The sequence below is a fragment of the Sulfuricurvum sp. genome (assembly GCF_023229695.1).
Taxonomy (GTDB): Bacteria; Campylobacterota; Campylobacteria; order Campylobacterales; family Sulfurimonadaceae; genus Sulfuricurvum.
On the sequence record NZ_JALNYS010000007.1, the window covers coordinates 116210 to 135193 of the forward strand.

At 43.6% G+C, this 18984-nt stretch carries 22 protein-coding genes; 13 read left to right on the forward strand and 9 right to left on the reverse strand.

Going from position 1 to position 18984, the window contains the following annotated elements; genetic code table 11:
• Nucleotides 1-42 precede the first annotated feature (42 nt).
• The 5 genes from M0P91_RS06585 to M0P91_RS06605 form a co-directional block, all read right to left on the reverse strand.
• Nucleotides 43-327: an HU family DNA-binding protein gene (locus M0P91_RS06585; protein ID WP_295065876.1), complete on the reverse strand. Its 285-nt coding sequence runs from the start codon at nt 325-327 to the stop codon at nt 43-45.
• A 102-nt stretch (nt 328-429) separates the two neighbouring features.
• Complete coding sequence (locus M0P91_RS06590; protein WP_295065878.1) at nt 430-675, reverse strand: hypothetical protein; 246 nt, start codon at nt 673-675, stop codon at nt 430-432.
• Nucleotides 656-907 (reverse strand): helix-turn-helix transcriptional regulator, encoded by a 252-nt coding sequence (locus M0P91_RS06595; protein ID WP_295065880.1) that lies wholly within the window; start codon nt 905-907, stop codon nt 656-658. The genes M0P91_RS06590 and M0P91_RS06595 overlap by 20 nt, the downstream gene beginning before the upstream one ends.
• Nucleotides 908-1310: 403 nt before the next feature.
• Nucleotides 1311-1985, reverse strand: a complete 675-nt coding sequence (locus M0P91_RS06600; RefSeq protein WP_295065882.1) for a hypothetical protein — start codon at nt 1983-1985, stop codon at nt 1311-1313.
• Nucleotides 1975-2637, reverse strand: a complete 663-nt coding sequence (locus M0P91_RS06605) for a hypothetical protein (RefSeq protein ID WP_295065884.1) — start codon at nt 2635-2637, stop codon at nt 1975-1977. Before M0P91_RS06605 ends, M0P91_RS06600 begins: the two co-directional genes overlap by 11 nt.
• 172 nt (nt 2638-2809) lie before the next feature.
• On the opposite strand from M0P91_RS06605, the gene pyk reads away from it, so the two are divergent.
• Both pyk and cmoA read left to right on the forward strand, forming a co-directional pair.
• The gene (gene pyk, locus M0P91_RS06610) at nt 2810-4306 is read left to right on the forward strand and encodes a pyruvate kinase (RefSeq protein WP_295065887.1); all 1497 of its coding nucleotides are present in this window, start codon (nt 2810-2812) and stop codon (nt 4304-4306) included.
• A 106-nt stretch (nt 4307-4412) separates the two neighbouring features.
• Complete coding sequence (cmoA, locus tag M0P91_RS06615; RefSeq protein ID WP_295065955.1) at nt 4413-5126, forward strand: carboxy-S-adenosyl-L-methionine synthase CmoA; 714 nt, start codon at nt 4413-4415, stop codon at nt 5124-5126.
• A gap of 5 nt (nt 5127-5131) precedes the next feature.
• Here cmoA and M0P91_RS06620 read toward each other — a convergent pair whose 3' ends face one another.
• Both M0P91_RS06620 and nth read right to left on the reverse strand, forming a co-directional pair.
• Nucleotides 5132-5347: a hypothetical protein gene (locus tag M0P91_RS06620; protein ID WP_295065889.1), complete on the reverse strand. Its 216-nt coding sequence runs from the start codon at nt 5345-5347 to the stop codon at nt 5132-5134.
• Nucleotides 5348-5361: 14 nt separating this feature from the next.
• Nucleotides 5362-6009, reverse strand: a complete 648-nt coding sequence (gene nth, locus M0P91_RS06625; protein WP_295065891.1) for an endonuclease III — start codon at nt 6007-6009, stop codon at nt 5362-5364.
• Between the two features lie 123 nt (nt 6010-6132).
• Between nth and M0P91_RS06630 the strand changes: the two genes are divergently transcribed.
• The 5 genes from M0P91_RS06630 (at nt 6133) to M0P91_RS06650 (ending at nt 11780) form a co-directional block, all read left to right on the forward strand.
• Nucleotides 6133-8079, forward strand: coding sequence for a response regulator (locus M0P91_RS06630; protein WP_295065893.1), 1947 nt, complete (start codon nt 6133-6135; stop codon nt 8077-8079).
• 9 nt (nt 8080-8088) lie between these two features.
• Nucleotides 8089-9987: a response regulator gene (locus tag M0P91_RS06635; protein ID WP_295065895.1), complete on the forward strand. Its 1899-nt coding sequence runs from the start codon at nt 8089-8091 to the stop codon at nt 9985-9987.
• 91 nt (nt 9988-10078) lie between these two features.
• Nucleotides 10079-10924, forward strand: a complete 846-nt coding sequence (locus M0P91_RS06640; RefSeq protein WP_295065897.1) for a peptidylprolyl isomerase — start codon at nt 10079-10081, stop codon at nt 10922-10924.
• 352 nt (nt 10925-11276) lie between these two features.
• Nucleotides 11277-11516, forward strand: a complete 240-nt coding sequence (locus M0P91_RS06645; protein ID WP_295065899.1) for a hypothetical protein — start codon at nt 11277-11279, stop codon at nt 11514-11516.
• A gap of 3 nt (nt 11517-11519) precedes the next feature.
• On the forward strand, nt 11520-11780 hold the full coding sequence (locus M0P91_RS06650) for a type II toxin-antitoxin system RelE/ParE family toxin (protein WP_295065901.1): 261 nt from the start codon (nt 11520-11522) through the stop codon (nt 11778-11780).
• Nucleotides 11781-11789: 9 nt separating this feature from the next.
• Here the strand turns inward: M0P91_RS06650 and fbaA are convergent, their stop codons facing one another.
• Nucleotides 11790-12872: a class II fructose-bisphosphate aldolase gene (gene fbaA / locus M0P91_RS06655; RefSeq protein ID WP_295065903.1), complete on the reverse strand. Its 1083-nt coding sequence runs from the start codon at nt 12870-12872 to the stop codon at nt 11790-11792.
• Between the two features lie 91 nt (nt 12873-12963).
• On the opposite strand from fbaA, the gene M0P91_RS06660 reads away from it, so the two are divergent.
• The gene (locus M0P91_RS06660; RefSeq protein ID WP_295065905.1) at nt 12964-14337 is read left to right on the forward strand and encodes a M23 family metallopeptidase; all 1374 of its coding nucleotides are present in this window, start codon (nt 12964-12966) and stop codon (nt 14335-14337) included.
• Nucleotides 14338-14518: 181 nt separating this feature from the next.
• Here M0P91_RS06660 and M0P91_RS06665 read toward each other — a convergent pair whose 3' ends face one another.
• Nucleotides 14519-14812, reverse strand: a complete 294-nt coding sequence (locus tag M0P91_RS06665) for a cupin domain-containing protein (RefSeq protein WP_295065907.1) — start codon at nt 14810-14812, stop codon at nt 14519-14521.
• A 65-nt stretch (nt 14813-14877) separates the two neighbouring features.
• Between M0P91_RS06665 and M0P91_RS06670 the strand changes: the two genes are divergently transcribed.
• The 5 genes from M0P91_RS06670 (at nt 14878) to nrfD (ending at nt 18983) form a co-directional block, all read left to right on the forward strand.
• Entirely contained in the window at nt 14878-15387 is a 510-nt protein-coding gene (locus tag M0P91_RS06670; protein WP_295065909.1) for a shikimate kinase, read from the forward strand.
• Nucleotides 15384-15800 (forward strand): thioredoxin family protein, encoded by a 417-nt coding sequence (locus M0P91_RS06675; RefSeq protein ID WP_295065911.1) that lies wholly within the window; start codon nt 15384-15386, stop codon nt 15798-15800. Before M0P91_RS06670 ends, M0P91_RS06675 begins: the two co-directional genes overlap by 4 nt.
• 13 nt (nt 15801-15813) lie before the next feature.
• Nucleotides 15814-17103 carry a histidinol dehydrogenase gene (gene hisD / locus M0P91_RS06680; protein ID WP_295065913.1) on the forward strand — a complete coding sequence of 430 codons (1290 nt, stop codon included), beginning with the start codon at nt 15814-15816 and terminating at the stop codon, nt 17101-17103.
• 342 nt (nt 17104-17445) lie between these two features.
• Entirely contained in the window at nt 17446-18084 is a 639-nt protein-coding gene (locus M0P91_RS06685; RefSeq protein ID WP_295065915.1) for a 4Fe-4S dicluster domain-containing protein, read from the forward strand.
• Complete coding sequence (gene nrfD / locus M0P91_RS06690; protein WP_295065917.1) at nt 18084-18983, forward strand: NrfD/PsrC family molybdoenzyme membrane anchor subunit; 900 nt, start codon at nt 18084-18086, stop codon at nt 18981-18983. The genes M0P91_RS06685 and nrfD overlap by 1 nt, the downstream gene beginning before the upstream one ends.
• Nucleotide 18984 lies beyond the last annotated feature (1 nt).

Consider the following 18984-nt stretch of genomic DNA (forward strand, 5'->3'; position numbering starts at 1 on the left):
TGAAAAAAGGCCGAGGAAATCCTCGGACTTCAAGGGGAAAGATTAGTGACCGGCAGCGATACTGTCTTTAAGACTTTTGCCCGGCTTGAATTTAGGAACCATTTTGTCTTCAGTACTGTATGTTTTACTGGTTCCCGGAACTTTACCGCTTTTCCCTTTTTGAAGAGATGCCGCAAAACTTCCAAACCCTACCAATGAAACTTCTTCTTTAGCGACAAGAGCCGTTGTTACTGCATCGGTGAAAGCTTTGATAGCCGCTTCAGCTTCCACTTTTGTTTTGTAATTGCCACTTTTTTGAACCAATTCGACGAATTGTGCTTTATTCATTTAATTCCCTTACGATTATATGCGAAGTACACCCAAACCTCTCGTTCTCGATAAGTTTAGAGGGGTATAAGTTCAGCCAAGAATACTTTAATATCTCTTAGCTTAATTTTTTCTTCTTTTTTGTGTTTTAATGAACTGTTTAGTCGTTTTAGGACTATTTAGGCCACTATTCACCTCTATACGGGTTTTTGAAGGGGTTGCGAAAATGGCGTTGATTAAGAATGATGAGAAAAAACGATGGCAGCTGCCCAATCGTCGAAACATATTTCTGGATTGAGATATGGATAAAAAAGCTTCTTCAAGACCGATACGTTCCTGCTCTGTCAAACTACTCATGGTTTCTCTCATCTAAGGTATTTATTTTACGAACGACTCTAACGATTTCATCATCTTCAAGCATTCCAAGCATCTGAATGACCGCTTTAGCCGCTTGAGGTTTGGCATTTCCAAGCTTCCAATCCTGATAGGTACGCATGGAGATTCCTAATGTTTGAGCGAGCTCTTTTTGGGAAATCTTCTTACCGTTATTTTGTGCCTCAACGGCATTGTGCAGAAGATTAAAGAGATCACTCATTTCCATTGCTCCATTGTAATATTCATTTCTTGATATAAACATTAAAGTGTATAAAATATACGTAATTAATAGTAAAATATAAACAAATATGTATAGTTTGTAAACAAAAATGTATAAAGCATTATTTGTACCAGTATTTATATCTAATAATATGTATGTAATATACAGAATACCGTATATATTATTTTGAAATAGTTGTTGAATAGGAAAATGGGGTGGGAAGCTTCAGGGGGGTGCAGGGGACAAATTGTCCCCTGCCACTTTACGGGCTTTGCCCGTAAAGTGTGTAACATTAAATCGGTTATTTCTCACGCATCCGAAAGATGTGGGAAGCTTCAGGGGGGTGCAGGGGACAAATTGTCCCCGCCACTTTACGGGCTTTGCCCGGAAAGTGTGTAACATCAAAGCGTTATACTAAAAGATCGGTGTAGTCGTATTTGGCGAGGTCAACAAAAAATTCTCCCTCTTTTTGGATGATGCGGACATCCTCACCGAAGGCAGCTTCAAAACGGCGTTTGACCTCTTTTCTTTGGTAAGAATCCATACCGATAAACTTGAGATAACGTTTAAGCTCAATGATTCCACTGGCGAGGGTGGTTATCGGATTTGCTTCAGTAGTTGTGACGTCAACGTCATGAATTTTCTGATCATTCGAGAGGAGGAGTTTGGTGTTGATGACTTCAAGGATATTTTTGAGCTGTTCGTCTTTGGCAAGATAAATCGCTTCAACCCGTTGACGTTCGGCAATCAGCATTTGCTCTTTATCGTGGACCAAGGAGTCTACTTTGGCTTCAAGCTCTTTAATTTTTAATTTGAGATGGTGATTCTCTTTTTGATAGAGGGAGATGATCATCCCCACCGTCGATTTCGGGCTTTGAGTTGCCGGAGCGGACGGGGTGAGATTTTTTTTGGCTTCATCGGCGAGCTCTTTGCGTTTCTCTTCGTCCAATGAGCTTCGGGGGACGATAATATAGGTGACTCCCCCTTCTATAATATAATTGAGCCGTTTGGTCCGAATTTTATTCTGAATCATCTCTTTTGACATTTTAAATGTTTTTGCATATTCATCAATACTAAAACGCATCCATTTTTCTCCTCTGAAAGTTCATTCGTTCCGGTTTCGGAGGGGGGATAATCCCCCCCTTGCGCATCCATATCAGATAACCGTGGCGTTCGATATGGTGTTTGTCTTGAAAGGTGTGCAGCGAACTGTGCCGAAGCTCACATTTATGAAGCAACTCTTCAAAATCGGGGTAAAGCTGTAAAAATGAGTTGAGCGATTCGAATGCTTTGTCGGAAATAATAACCGTGCTGATAATAAGATTTTTAATTTCAATGTAGCGGGCACACTCATTGAGACCGTCTCCGACAAAATTTTCATTTCCCAGAATATCTTCAAAGCGGTGTACCCTTCCGGTATGGACCGCAACACGGATTCCCCGAAAATAAGGGTACTCTTTTGCGATTAAATCGGAAAAATGGATAAAAGAGAGCCCCAGTATCGGACCGAAACCGCGTAAATTCGGATGTAAAATACAATAAAAACCGTCTCCCGTCGGGATGATTCCACGCAGCATTTCATTCATCGGAATACCTGAAGTTTTAAGCATTTTATGGATCATTTTTTTATAGGTAACGGAGAGATAGGTAATGATCTCAAGTTGTTCATCCATTGCAAGGCGTGAAAAGTCGATCACATCGATTAATACGATATCGGTTTCGATGACTTGATTCATACGTGAATGGACTCCCTTGCAGAATATAGTTCCATATTGTATACGAGATGAACTCTGAAAAGACTGAGGTGATTAAAATATCTTACGTAAACGGTTTAAAAACAGAACGAAACTGTGTTAGTATTTCCGAAAATAATGAGTGTGCACTATACTACGCATAGAGGATGAGAATATGCAAAAACGGACCAAAATTTTAGCTACCGTAGGGCCTGCATCCGACAGTATTGAAATATTATCGTCGATGATCCAAGCCGGAGTGAACGTGTTTCGACTCAATTTTAGCCATGGGACACACGAGTATCATGCAGAAGTACTTGCCAATATCCGCGCCGCAATGGGCAAAACAGGATTGCTTGTCGGAGTATTACAAGATATCTGCGGTCCCAAAATTCGTATCGGGAAACTGAAAGAGGATTTTGATCTTGAGACCGGCGATCGGCTTGATTTTGTTTATGACGCGATAGAGGGGGAAAAGATTGCGGAGGGACATTATCGCCTCTCTCTTAACCAAAGCACGATATTAAAACTTCTAAACGTCGGAGATGCGGTTTATCTGCATGACGGCAATATCTGTGCTCGGATTGTAGCATCCGATCCTACGGCGGTTCAGGCAGTGATTGAAAATAATGGAAAATTGACGTCCAATAAAGGGGTTAATTTCCCCAATACCCGGTTGGGAATTGACGTATTAACCCCTAAAGATAAAGAAGATATGGCGTGGGGAGTTGCACATGGAGTTGATTTTATGGCCATCTCCTTTGTCCAAAACGGCAACGATATGATTCAGGCTCGCGAGGTTATCCGTGCATACGGCGGAGAGGTTCAGTTGTATGCCAAAATTGAAAAATTTGATGCGGTTGAGAATATTGACGAAATTTTACGTAATTCGGACGGTATTATGGTTGCACGGGGGGACTTGGGGATAGAAATTCCTTATTACCGGGTTCCTACCATTCAAAAAATGTTGATCCAAAAAGCGAATGAACACTCCAAACCGGTTATTACAGCGACGCAAATGCTATTGTCAATGACCGAAAAAGAGCACGCGACGCGTGCGGAGATCAGCGATGTGGCCAATGCCGTATTGGACGGCACCGACGCGGTGATGCTTTCCGAAGAGAGTGCCGTCGGACATAACCCGGTATTGGTGGTGGAGACGATGGTCAATACGATTCAGGCGATTGAGGAGATTTATCCTTTCGGTAAATTTACCGAATTCGGCTACGACGATACGATGGATGTCGTCAATGAATCGGCTGTACGGTTGGGAGATTCGCTTCAGGCTGAGGGGATTATCGCCATGACCACCTCCGGAGCATCGGCGAAAAAGCTTTCACGCTACCGCCCCAGAATGACGATTTATGCCGCTACTCATGAAGAACGGATCGCACGTCTTCTTACCATGTCATGGGGGGTCGTCCCGGCCTATCTCGTTAAAAAAGGGCGTCTTGAAGAGATGTTGAGCGATATTATCCACAGTGGACTCAGACGTCGTATTATGGATCCGAAGCGAACCTATATTTTTACGGCGGGATATCCGATCGGGACCCCGGGAACTACCAATGTGATCCGTATTTTGCGTGAAAATGAGATGGCTTTTTTTGGTGAAACAAAACCGCAAACCGCAAAAAGTAAAAAAAACGAGGAACAAGTCCCCACTTTATTCTAAAAATGGACCGAAAAATGCTTATTAAGCGGTGAGAGATCGTGTGTTTATTGTTTTGTCGCATTAAACCTCTCTCAACTCTTCTCCTTTACGCTACAATTTCACCATGATGACCGATACCGTATTTACCAAACCGATTTCCAAGCAGTTCGAATTTGATGCCGAAGTAGCGGCTGTTTTTGATGATATGCTAATCCGTTCCGTCCCTTTCTATAAAGAATCGCAGGCGTTGACGCGACGATTTGCCCTTAATGCCCTTCACAGCGGGGGGAGTGTTTATGATCTTGGATGTTCTACGGCTTCATTGTTGCTTGAAATCGAACGTGCTCTGGATAAGCGCGAAGATATTAAATTGATCGGAATTGATAACTCATCCGCCATGATTGAGCATGCCCGAAAAAAAATTGAGGCGTATGGGTCCCGTATTGAATTGGTCGAGGGGGATATCCTTACGTTTCCCTATACAAAAGCGGAAGTTTTTGTCAGTAATTATACGTTGCAGTTTATCCGACCGATTGTTCGGGATACGTTGGTCCGGACAATATCGGAGGCTCTGGAAGAGGGAGGGGTGTTCATTTTTAGCGAGAAAGTGGTGTGTGAAGATCCAAAATTAAGTAAAGAATTGATTGACTGCTATTACGACTTTAAAAAAGAGCAGGGGTACAGCGAGTATGAAATCGTACAAAAACGCGAAGCCCTCGAAAATGTTCTCGTCCCCTATACGATGAACGAAAATATCCAAATGGCAAAAAACAGCGGGTTCAAAACGTGTGACGTCCTCTTCCGGTGGGCGAATTTTGCAACGTTCATAGCCCTAAAATAGCCTTTTTACCATACCTGACCGTAATTCGCGTTTTGAGGCGGCTGAATACTCTCTTTGATCTCTTTATAATCGACAAGGTTCTTATCGCATTTCTTGTGATAATATCCTTGTATATCATAATACTCTTCACAATTGTTATAGTAACGGAGACTGACGCCCCGATCATTGAAGCATCCGCTTAAGAAGATTGGCAAGAGGGTGAGGAGGATTTTTGTCTTCATTAGGAGATTGTAGCTTATCTGGGTTTAAAGCTCTCCGTAGTTTTGCAAAAGAGTTTTAAAAAACACTCCGTTTCACATTTTGGATTTTTGGCCGTACAGATATAGCGTCCGAAGAGGACCAGCCCTTGATGGAGTTGATGGAGATTGGTTTTGAATTTTTTAACCAATGTCGCTTCGGTTGCCGTGGCACTCAGATCATCGCTAAGGCCAAGACGATGACTGACCCGGAAAACATGAGTATCAACTGCCATGAGATTGGCTTGTGTATACTCGATCAAAACGACGTGCGCGGTTTTTTGTCCTACCCCGGCGAGGGTCGTGAGCTCTTTTTCATTGAGGGGGACTTCCCCCCCGTATACGTCTACAATCCGTTTAGCCATCGCAATCAGATTAATCGCTTTGTTATTGAAAAATGAACAGCTTTGAATGTGCCGTTTTACCGCTTCAAGATCGGCTTTGGCCATGGCTTCGGGTGTAGGATAGGCCGCGAAGAGAGAGGGGGTGATGAGGTTGACCCGTTTATCGGTGCATTGTGCGGAGAGGGCAACCGCAACAACCAGCTCATACACGTTGGTATAGTGCAGCTCGGTAACGGCTTCGCTATAGCGTTCCAAAAACATAGACTTAATCGCTTCAATCTCGGTTTTGGTTGTTTTTTTCATACAAAAGCTCATCTTTTTAATTCGTATTGTATCATTAAGCGGTATAAAGATTAGATTATGAAATATGTGATACAATAGCCTATTTTTAAACTGAAGTAGTTATTTTAAGTGTGGGAGTTTGGCGTGGGGTTAAAAAGTATTATTAAAAAGTTATTCGGTGCAAAAGATGAACATTTTGCTCAGGAGAGTGAGCAAAGTATTAATAAAGAACTTTTTTATAAAGTACTTGATACCGATCCTTCAGCCCTTTTGTTTTTTACCAAAGAGAATGGGTGGATCGGTGCCAATAAAGCTTTTTTCAATTTGGTTCCGCTTCAAAATATTGAGCAGTTGCGTACACAGCATGAAAGTATTCGTGAACTGTTCGATCACGAAGATGAAGAAGTTTTTACCGAAATGGATAAGAGCTGGCTTGATTATATCCGTACCCACTGTCCGAATGGGTACGGTCTTGGAATCCTTGATCCGCAGGGGAAAATGCATTCCCTAATGGCAACCTGCACCATTCTGAATCAGGGGGGAAGTGATCTCTACCTGCTTCGGCTGGAGGATCAGAGCAAATTGGTAGCATTAAAAGCCGAAGTGGTTCAGGTAGAAGAGTTTAAGAGCAAATTTTTGGCCAATATCGGACATGAATTTCGCACTCCGATGAACGGTATCTTAGGGTTTCTCGGACTCCTTTCCAAAACATCGCCGACCGATACGCAGATGGAATACATCAATTCGGTCCAAGGTTCGGCCCGAAATTTAATGTCCAATATCGAAAATTTGCTGGATTTGGCACAAATGCAAAACGGCCGCCTCACCATCAGTAAATCTGAATTTAATATTGTAACCGAGATGGAAGAACAGGCCCGAGGATGTGTCTCTTTAGGAAATGATAAAGGGGTCGGGGTACTGTTCTTTATTGATCCCAAGCTCCCTACCAATATTACCGGAGATATCCGTAAGATTAAACAGGTAATCAACAACCTCTACAGCAATGCGTTAAAATTCACTGAACACGGCGGACGGATTACCATTGAAGTAAAACTTCTCAAGCGTAATACGATAGGGACGTGTAATATCGGTTTTACGGTCAAAGATACCGGAAAAGGGATCAGCAAATCGGAACTGAGCTATATCACCCGTCCGTTTGTCTCCGGAGATCATGCAGATAATCGCCTGGGGGTCGGATTAAGCCTTTCGCATGGTTTGATAGCTTTGATGGGTGGAGAGCTTAAAATTACAAGCGATGAGGGGAAAGGGTCCTCGTTTAGTTTCGCATTAACGTTGGAAGGCTCTTCGGATCAGGCCATGCGGATGATTAACGCGCATGTCGTTAAAGTCATATTGCTGGATGATAAGCGATTGGATGATGCGAACCATCTTACCAACTATCTCCGAAGTTTCGGTGTCAATGTAACCAAAACGCAGACGGTTGATGAATCGATTTTCTTGGATACAGAGGTCGTTTATCTGATTGCGTCTCAAGACAAACCGGATTGGATAACGCAACTTGCATCGATGAAACGTACGTGTAAAACCGTGTTGTTATTGGAGCAAAACGAGCGGCTGCAGGCGCGAATGCTTCATGTGGTTGATTCGGCACTTTCAAAACCGTTGTTGCCTACCCCGTTGTTGAATCATTTGATTGAAATGTTTGATTTAACGAAAGAGCCGGATACGCTTGCACCGAAATTACAGGGTAACATTAGTGCCTTGGTCGTTGAAGACAATCTGATCAATCAACGGCTTATTAACATATTGCTTAAAGAGTACGGTATCCATGTAACGGCCGTCTCTAACGGAAATGAAGCGGTTGAAATGTGCCGTACGGATAATTTTGATATTGTTTTTATGGATATCGATATGCCGATTAAAGACGGTATACTTGCTACCCAAGAGATTAAAGCGGAAGAGGGTCCTTTACGTGTAGGACGGATGCCGATTATTGCGTTAACGGCATTGGCGATGGAAGGGGATCGGGAATATATTTTAGGAAGAGGATTGGATGATTATCTTTCAAAGCCTTTAACACGCGAAAAGCTTGAATATGTCCTTCATAAATATTTGCAAGTACCATTATAGGGGGCGAAAATGCTCTATCTGGAAAGTTTTGAGAAACATGTTTCACCCATAGCGGGCTTACTCACCTCCTGTGCTAATCTGCACAGTGATCCGATGATGTATGCGGAGAAAAACGGAAACATCGTCGGATGCAATGAGCAGCTTCTGGAACTGTTTAATGTCACTTCACTCCTTGAGATGGACCCTTTAACAGTATGGTTCAGTACTCAGGAGGTTGAACTGCCGTTTTTATTGACCCATCCCGGTACCTATCAGGGGAAAATACGTAGCGGTGAGAAGGAATATGACGTAGCGGTCAAATCCGAACTTTTGGGATGGGAAGAGCAATCGTTTATTGCCTTGGTTTTTCGGGATAACTCGGAAATTGAACGTGCACGCGCGGCTGAGCGTTATTTTGAACTCTTGAAAAAGAAATTTTTAACCAACATATCGCATGAATTTCGTACGCCGATGAATGCCATTATCGGATTTAGCGATTTGCTTAAAAGTACTCCGTTGAATGTTTCACAGGAAGAGTACGTTGAAATGACCAGCCGAAGCGCCGTATCGATGATGCGCAATATTGAAAATCTTTTGGAATTGATGCAAGTGGAGAGTGGCAGTGTCCACACCAATGCGACACTGTTTAATCCGTTGGAAATTTATGAAGATATGTCGATCCAATTTGAAGATTTTGCACGAAGCAAAGAGATCGGATTGATGTTTTTAATTGATCCGCATCTCCCTAAAACCATGATGGGAGATCAGGATAAAATTATTGCCGTATTGCGTAATCTTATCCAAAACGGGATCAAATTCACCGAGGAAAAAGGGCGGGTTCTTGTCGAAATCCTGATTGTTCATGAAGAAGGAAATTTTGTCGAGGTTGAATATGCGGTGAGTGACACGGGCATCGGCATTGAAAGTGAACGGGTCAAAACGCTTCTTCGTCCCTTCGCATCAGCGTGGGAAAACCAGCGTGCAGGCAAAGATGGGCTTGGAATCGGGCTGAGTCTCAGTCACAAATACGTCGATATGATGGATTCGCATCTGATGCTGGCTTCCGAATACGGTAAAGGGTCCCGTTTTTCCTTTCGAATTGTCCATCAGATTAATGAAGGGTGCCAATTTGAATTTATACAAGGAAAGCGGGCCGCCATTTACAGCGAGGGGAATCTTCTTTCATCGCAAGGGGCGTTGCTGCAAAAATATCTTGAAATATTTCAGATGAAACCTTTTGTGACCCATAACTTAACCGATACGGCTTTATACGAATGTGACCTTCTTTTTTTGGATACCCGTCACAGTTCCGATGCACAAATAGAATCCTTACACTCAACGTACTCAAATCTATTGATTGTCCCGATTCTGGAAGGGGATGAGGATATCAGTGCTGCAGATGCTACGATACAATTACCTATTTTGCCAGGGAAACTTTATAAAACGCTTTCTATTTTTCGTCATCAAACACTCAAAGAGGGTACTGTTGCTTCGCCGGTAGTGGTGCGGTTTGCACGGCAAGAAAATGTCAAGATTTTGGTTGCCGAGGATAATTTGATAAATCTGAAACTTCTGGAGACGATTTTACTGCAGCAACATTTTCGTGTTATTTCGGTTGAAAACGGTCAACAGGCGGTTGATGCCTATCTGAAAGAGCCTTTCGATCTTGTATTGATGGATATTGATATGCCGGTGATGGACGGATTGATGGCCAATCGTCTTATCAAAGAGATCGATAAGCGGGCGGATCGCGGTTACGTACCGGTCATTGCGCTGACGGCACATGCCTTGATCGGCGATCGGGAACGGATTGTTGCGGCAGGATTGGACGGTCATCTTGCGAAACCGATTGATAAAAACTTTTTGTTGCAGACGATTGACCGCTATTTGAAAATTGCCCAGCAAAAACGGCAGCAACCTTCTATTTAATTTCTATTATTTATTGCGTACTATACTCACAATTATATTATAATGCCGAATTCAAAATCCCCTTGAAACGGGGAAACATATAAGGAATGCAATGAAGCAACAATTTACCGCTTGGGTTTTAGGTCTGTTATTGAGTGCTCCAATAGTTTCAGCGGCTGTATTGGCAACGGTAAACGGCGATGAGATCACCTCTGAAGAGGTGACAAAAGTATTAATGGAAGGGACTCAGGGACGCTTTGATTCACTTCCGGCAGATAAACAAAATGAATTGCGGCAGCGGATTATCGAAGGGATGATCTCTCAAGAGCTTGTCTATGATGATGCACAGCGCAGCGGTGTGTTGGAGTCCAAAGAGTACAAGCAGGAGCTTCAACTTTTGATGGATCGAATGAAAGTACAGCTTGCAGCAAAAGTGTGGGAGCAAAACCAATTTGAAGCAATTAAAGTTGATCTGAAAGAGGTTAAGGCCTATTACGATACCAATACGGACGAATTTGTAGACAAGGAAAAAATTCATGCGCGTCATATTCTGGTAAAAACTGAAGCTGAAGCAGATGCAATTATCAAAAGCATGAAAGCGCTTAGCGGTGAAAAACTAAAAAATGAATTTATCGCTCAGGCAAAATCCAAATCAACGGGTCCGAGTGCAGCAAAAGGGGGTGATCTTGGGTATTTCCCGCGCGGACAGATGGTTCCCTCCTTTAATGATGCGGCATTTGCGATGAAAGAGGGGACCATCTCTTCTGCTCCGGTCCAAAGCCAATTCGGATACCATGTTATTTATGTAGAGGATAAAAAAGCGGCCAAAAAACTCGGATTTGATGAAGTTAAAAACTTTATTGAACAGCGTTTGAAAATGGATAAGTTTAAAGCATACATGGAAAAGAAAATGAACGATCTCCGTTCCCATGCAAAAATCACGTATACGAATAAATAATTTTTCTTCTTTCCCGCATTGAGCGGGAGTTCCCTCTCGCATTATTTTTTTAGCACTTTCACGCCACGAATTGATATTTTCCCCCATTCCCAACGTTGGGAATGCGTACTACCCATTCATGCACTACGCCTGCAAAGAAGGCTATTCACAGCATGTAATAGCTGTATGTCTGGGATTTTCTCAGCCTTATATCTATAAAATCGTTAAGAAGAGGGGAGATAGTGAGTTATAGGTATCACCTGACCCCCATGCAGTAGACACTTGTAAATTCGTTAATTTTGTCGATAATAATTGACTTTAAAATACAATTAGAGGTATAATTATCCATATAATTATCGGATAAGGTGTTGTGATGAATAAATATGTCAATGTAACCAAAATGAGTATCACCCTCGATAACAGCGTTGCAGATGAGTTGAATGCAATAGCAAAAGAGCTTAATGAGAAAAAGAGTCATTTGATAGAAAATGCCCTTATGCTCTATTTCGATATGTTGGATGAGAAACTTTCTGACAAACGATTGCGAGAGGCAGAGGAGGGTTCTGTAGCGCCGATCAGTGCCGAAGAGGTATGGAAAGAACTGGGAATATAAACAATGTATGCGATTGAATTTTTGCCCTCTGCAAAAAAAGAGCTTTCGCAATTGGATCGTGTCATCCAAAAACAACTCAAAGAAAAAATTATTTTACTCGCAACGGATCCCGATAAGCTCAAAAATAATATCAAAGCATTAAAAGGGGAATACAGCGGCAAATTTCGCTTGCGGGTGCGGGATTATCGGGTGATTTTTCGGATTACGGAAGAAAAAATTCTCATTACGATCATCCGTATCGGACATCGCAAAGAGATTTATTAGAATTCTAAATTAATTTCTATCAATTGCATTCAAATCGCTGAATGCAGTTTTGACACGTGCTACAAGGGTTTTCTGTCCGTCACGGAGCCATTTTCTCGGATCGTAGTATTTTTTATTCGGTTTGTCTTCCCCCTCAGGGTTTCCGATCTGACCTTGGAGATAGTCTTTGTACTTTTCGTAATACTCTTTGACCCCTTCCCATGTTGCCCATTGGGTGTCGGTATCGATATTCATTTTAATGACACCGTATCCGATTGCCTCTCGGATCTCATCGAGGCTTGAACCTGATCCGCCGTGGAAAACAAAGTTGACCGGCTTGGCCGATGCGGTGTTGAACTTTTGCTGAATGTAGTGTTGGGAATTATTTAAGATGATCGGGGTAAGAACGACATTCCCCGGTTTGTACACGCCGTGGACGTTTCCGAACGATGCGGCAATCGTAAAGCGGCTGCTTACTTCGGAGAGTTTTTCATAAGCGTAAGCGACCTCTTCGGGTTGTGTATACAACAGCGCGTTGTCGACATTGGTATTGTCGACACCATCCTCTTCGCCTCCCGTAACACCCAGTTCGATCTCCAGCGTCATTCCTATTTTGTCCATCCGTTTCAGGTACTCTACACAGGTCGCCACGTTTTCTTCCAGAGACTCTTCGGAAAGATCAAGCATATGAGAGCTAAAAAGAGGTTTGCCATGCGTCTTGAAATGTTTTTCCCCGGCATCGAGCAGTGCGTCAATCCACGGGAGAAACTCGCGTCCCGCATGGTCGGTATGAAGAATGACGGGAATACCGTAGGCTTCCGCCATCATATGGACGTGATGGGCTCCGCTGATCGCTCCGGCAATGGCCGCTTTTTCATTGTCGTTGCTCAACCCTTTTCCTGCATAATAGCTGGCACCGCCGTTTGAAAATTGGATAACGACCGGAGAATTGACCAGTTTTGCCGCTTCAAGAACGCCGTTGATGGAGTCGGTCCCGACTACATTGACTGCGGGAAGAGCATATCCCTCTTCTTTAGCAATATCAAAAAGTTTTTGGACATCGTCTCCGAACAAGACACCGGGTTTCATCACTTCTAAAATGCGTTTGGACATAGTTTACCCCACAGTTGAAATTGCCGATATTATATCCTTAGAGCAATAATGATAGAATTAAACGGCTATAAAAAGAGGGAGAAGAGACTCATTGTTACGAATAGCGTTAATCGTATCGTTTGTCGTTAGTACGCTTTTGTGTGCGCCGCTAGATCTGCCTTTTCAAACACTGGCGGAACCGTTACAAAAAAGTGCGGAATCGATCGAACGATTGCGTCATCAACCCATCATGCAACCGAATGAGGAGATATTAAAAAGTTTTTTAAACGGGGTTGATAGTATGCGCAGTACTGCCGGTGAATTGGCGAAAGGGGAGAGGGTGTATAAAAAGCGTTTAAAGCTTTATCTTCACGATCTACGCGAACTTTCTCAGCAAAAAGAGGCGATCGAAGCTATGTACCGTCAGTCACTCTCTCTGGCAATGAACAAAGCAGATAAAAAAAATTTTGAAGCATTGGTTTCGATTCCGTTGGAGTCGTTGCATCAGCCTCGGGTCCGTTCCGAAGTGATTGCGTTTTACCAAAAAAACTATCCGCTTCACACCATTAACCGGGTGGATGCGTTATGTGATGAAGCGGAATTGGAAACCAAAAGCATGCAGCTTGCGATTGAACAGGAGCAGGCATATGAAGAGCATTTGCGTACCCTCAAACGTTCGGAAGCAAAAACGATTAAACGAGATGCCAAAATCGGTTCTCGCAACAGCGTTATTGTAGTAAAAGAGAAATTGGCAAACGGTCAGATCGTTTTTGATGTAGAAAACCTGAACCCCTATATGGTGACGTTAGCCCTTGATTTTGAAAAACTTGTCAATTTAAAACCCGATCACCCTCTCCCTTTATATGTCGAATTATCGGGAAAAAGTAAAAAAGAGGTTTTAACGCTCACCCCCATCGATACATCCGCAGTAACGGATGAAGCATCATCGTATGGTTGGGTCAAAGGGTCTGCCTTTGCGAAGCACGATGACGATTACGTCTATCGTCTCCCTTTTTCAGGCGGGAAATGCGTAGAGGTGTCCCAAGGTTACAACGGAGCCGTTTCGCATAAAGGGTTGTCCGCGTATGCGGTCGATTTCGCTATTCCGATCGGAACGCCGATTTATGCTGCCCGAGAAGGGGAGATTGTTGGGGTGGATGTCAGTCATGATTTGGGCGGGGCAAGTCCCGAATACCGTCCCTATATGAACTACATCAACATAAAGCATTCAGACGGAACCCTTGGAAATTATTTTCATCTAAAACTAAACGGTTCGGTTGTTAAAATCGGTCAGAAAATCAAACGGGGCGATCTCATCGGCTATTCGGGAAGTACGGGATATTGTACCGCACCGCACCTCCATTTTAGCGTGAGCACGGTAGATCCGGTTTCGATGCGTCGACCGATGAATCTTCCGATAAAAATGCAAACGCTCAACGGAATCGTCATGGCACCCCGTAAAGGGGACCGCTATACCGTTCAATAAGGGCAGCTGTTGTACGCAGTACCGGCTGGGTCGTCCCTGCCACTTTACGGGCTATGAGCGGAAAGTGCATAACATCAGAATGATAATTTCTCCCGCATCCGAAAGATACGGGTAGCTTCAGGGGGCTGTAGGGACTTTAGTCCCTGCCACTTTACGGGCTATGAGCGGAAAGTGCGTAACATCAGCTGAAAATAGCAATCCATAATGCGTCATTGCTTGTGGAGAGGACACGATGGGGGGTATGACGGGGAATAAAAAGGAAATCTCCCTTTTGAAGGCGACGGAGTTCTCCGTCCATTTCCAGTTGAGCCGCCCCCTCTAATAAGATCACCCATTCATCCTCTTGCTGAAAGTATTCAATACCCGGGCGCGTGAGATGTGAGCGTATCCCCTCAATTTTGAGGGATCCGGTCTGATAAAAAGTGACAAACGTTTCTCTATCGCTTTCAGGCTTGGCAAGATCATAAATATTCATGGGGATACTCCTAAGTTTATGCGTGATATGATTCCATATATTATAGAAATTAAAGTGTACTGTTTATGAAAAATATTGTTTTGATCGGTTTTATGGGGGTAGGAAAGGGTTCTATCGCCCGTGAAGTTGTAAAAAAATCGAGTTTTGTGGCTCTGGATACGGATGATATCATCGAAAGTATGGAGAACCGGAAAATAAAAACTATTTTTGCGGAAGAGGGGGAAAAATATTTTCGATCCCTTGAACGTAAGGTGGCCCGGTGGCTCAAAAAAAATGTAGAGGGGACTCTTATATCGACGGGTGGGGGATTTTATAAAGTCCCGAACATTAAAAAAATCGGTACCGTGGTATTATTGCATGCTCCGTTTGAAACCATATACAACCGTATTCTAGAACATCCGGAAGCGGATAAAAAACTGGCAAAGCGCCCTTTGTTCCAAGACATCGAGAAGGCCAGAGCGTTGTATGAAGAGAGGCTTCCCTTATATTTGAAAGCGGCAGATATCGTCATCGACGTACGTGACAAGAATGTCCCAAAAATTGCTAATGAAATCTTAAAAAAGGTGAAAAGATGAAACGTATTCTTGTTATGTTGTTGATTGGTTGTACGGTTGCCATGGCTGCCGGAATTAAATGGGAAAAAGATTACGCAACTGCGGTGAAGCAGTCTAAAACCCTTAATAAGCCGATGATGTTTGTCATTTCGAATCATAATTGCCGTTTTTGTGTTCAATTTGACAACACAACATTAAAAAATCCGAAAGTAGTACAAAAGCTCAATGCCGAGTATGTTAATTTATTGGTATACGTAGATGAAAACCCCGTATTTCCGCGTGAATTACTGGCGGGCGGGACTCCGGCGACATGGTTTTTGAAAGACAATACCCCGATGTTTCAGCCTGTGATGGGTGCAGTTGATCCGGAGACCTTTTTAAATGCGCTTACTATCGTAAAAAAAGAGTATGCCGCACAGACACAAAAAAAGTAATTGAAGGAACAAAATGACGATCGTCCGCAGTAGTGATGTTAATTTTAAAGAAGTTTTTGATGAACTTCTCGGACGCGGTAAGATGGATATGGAACACGTATCTCAAACCGTCAAAGGGATTATTGATGAGATCAGAGGGGAAAAAGAGAGTGCTTTGATCCGCCACATTGCAAAATTTGACCGTTGGAATCCTTCAAGCGGTAGTGAACTTCGTATCGATCCGGCGGATATGGAAGCAGCGTATGATCTTCTTGACCCGAAACTTAAAGCGGCTTTGCACCTAGCGTATGCCCGGATACGCGCGTACCATGAAAAGCAGCTTCCAAAAAGCTGGTTTGAAACCGAAGCGAACGGAACCATCCTCGGGCAGAAAGTGACTCCGGTAGATCGGGCAGGTCTTTACATCCCGGGAGGGAAAGCGGCATATCCGAGCTCATTGCTGATGAATGTCATTCCTGCACAAGTCGCCGGTGTCAAAGAGATTATTGTAACCACCCCTACTCCGGACAATGAGCCCAATTCCCTGTTGTTGGCTGCATGTCATTTGTGCGGTGTAGAGAATGTTTTCAAAGTAGGCGGTGCGAGTGCAATCGCGGCAATGGCATATGGGACGGAGAGTATCCCCAAAGTGGATGTTATTACGGGACCGGGTAACATTTTTGTCGCAACGGCAAAAAAAATGGTTTTCGGTGAAGTCAACATCGATATGATTGCCGGTCCCAGTGAGATCGGTGTCTTGGCGGATGATTCGGCAAATCCCAAACACATTGCGATTGATCTGCTTTCGCAAGCGGAACATGATGAGATGGCAAGCTCTATTTTAATTACCCCTTCGCAGCAATTTGCGGATGCGTGCGCCATTGAGATCGAAGCGTGGTTGAAGCAGCTTCCGCGTGAAGAGATTGCCCGTAAATCGATAGAGGAGAGAGCTGCGATTATTGTCACCGAAACGATGGAAGAGGCGGTAGCTTTGATGAACGAGATCGCCCCGGAACATCTCGAAGTGGCGACCGACAATCCGTTTGCCCTTCTCCCCTCGATCAAACATGCCGGGGCAATATTTTTGGGGCACTACACCCCTGAGGCAATCGGTGACTATGTTGCGGGGCCGAATCACACTTTGCCGACGGGAGGAACGGCGAAGTTTTACTCCCCTTTGGGTGTAGAGAACTTTATGAAAAAATCCTCTATCATCTCATTTTCCCGCCAAGCGATCAATGAAATAGGTGAAGCATGTGCCCTTATCGCCCATACGGAAGGGCTGGGCGCACATGAAGCATCGGTCCGCTGCCGATTAGATTAATGTAATGCACTGTAGGAACAAAGTCCCTACAGTGGCGGGGGCAAATGTCCCTTGCAACCCCCAAAACAAGCGAAGCGCTCCCCGTATCTTTCGGCTACGGGAGAAGTTCATAAACTCTTCAATTTTATTTTTATCCCCTGTGCGGGAAAGATTTCCAAATGGTTACATATCAAAAAGTTATAGCAAAATAGGGTTGCCTTTTAGTTTTTGTTAAACCTAATTTGGCTACTATCAACCCAGCAGAAATGCCGTCAAATGCCTGAAATCACGGCATCAAATTAAGATTATTCATGTTGCTTATGACATGAATGGCGCTCACGTGAATCAGAATAAGGAGAATATATGCAATTAGGGTTCTTGGTAGACCTTCGCCTTTGTATGGGGTGTAAGGGCTGTGAGATTGCATGTAAAGTGGAAAACGAAGTTCCACTTAGTACATGGCGTCTTCGTGTTAAATATGTTGATGTAGGTACGTTTCCCGAAACGAAACGTACGTTTACTCCGCTTCGTTGTAACCATTGTGCCAATGCACCGTGTGAACGTATCTGCCCGGTAAGCGCATTGCACTATATTGAAAACGGTATCGTTAATATTGACAAAGAGCGCTGCATCGGATGTGCGGGATGTGTTATGGCGTGTCCGTATGGAGCGATCTACATCGATCCTCAAACACAAACAGCCGATAAATGTACCTATTGTGCCCACCGTATCGCCAGTTCGATGATGCCATCGTGCGTTGTTGCCTGTCCGGTAGAGGCCAATATATTCGGTGATTTGGATGACCCGACTTCAAATATCAGCAAATACATCATGTCCCATCAAGGAAACGTTCAGGTCCGTAAACCGGAAAAAGGGACGGAACCGCATCACTTTTATGTAGGCGGCGGCAATATCCAATTGAATCCGTTGGCATCGTTCCGTGGTGAAGGTCACAATTTATTCAATAATTTAACGCATCTACCTGTAGGAGGGCACCACTAATGGTACATGAAGCAATTGCGGCAACCAATGCGGTTGTGACTCTCGACGTAGCCCTTCCTGGAATCGTATGGGGTTGGATTATCACGATGAATATGTGGGCAAAGAGTGTGGGGACGGGTATTATCTTTTTGGCCTTTTTCCTATTGAAAAAATATCCGAATGAGACGGGGTTTATCCGATTCCCGGTGGTGGCGATTTCGATCGTCTTTATCCATATTTTCTTATTTTTTACGGTTATCGATTTGCACCAGATGTTTCGGTTCTGGCATATCTTTTTTCACCCGCATTGGACATCGGCTATTACCGTCGGTGCATGGATGGCAACCGGTTTTGTCGGACTACTTTTCGGAATGGCGTATGCGGTTTACATGAAAAAAGACGTAGTCTTGTACGATAAATTACTGGGATACACGACATTGCTGGCTATTCCGGTTACCTTGTACACAGCGGGATTAATGGCGGAATCAACCGCGCGTGAGTTGTGGCAGATGCCTACCGAATCGGCGCAAATGATTTTAGCGGCATTGCTGGCAGGAACCTCCGCAATGATTTTGATGGGCGGTAATAAATTTTCCGATTCGATTAACAAAGATCTTGGACTCGTATTGGGCTTAAGTGCATTTGCGGCATTTATCCTTTATATGTCGGAATATATTTTTGGTGGCATGAAAGCGGAAGAGGTAGCGGCTACATTGGAATTTGTCAAAGGGGGCGAGTATACGGTAATGTTCTGGATCGGTCAGGTTATGGCCTTCTTGGTTCCTATGGCATTGGTATCTCTCAGCTTGAAAAACAAAAGTTTTTATCTTTTGAAAATTGCTGCGGTTTCGGCCTTGGTCGGTCTATGGGTAAGTAAGCACGTTTGGTTGGTTATTCCACAACTGTTAAACATGAGTTAAA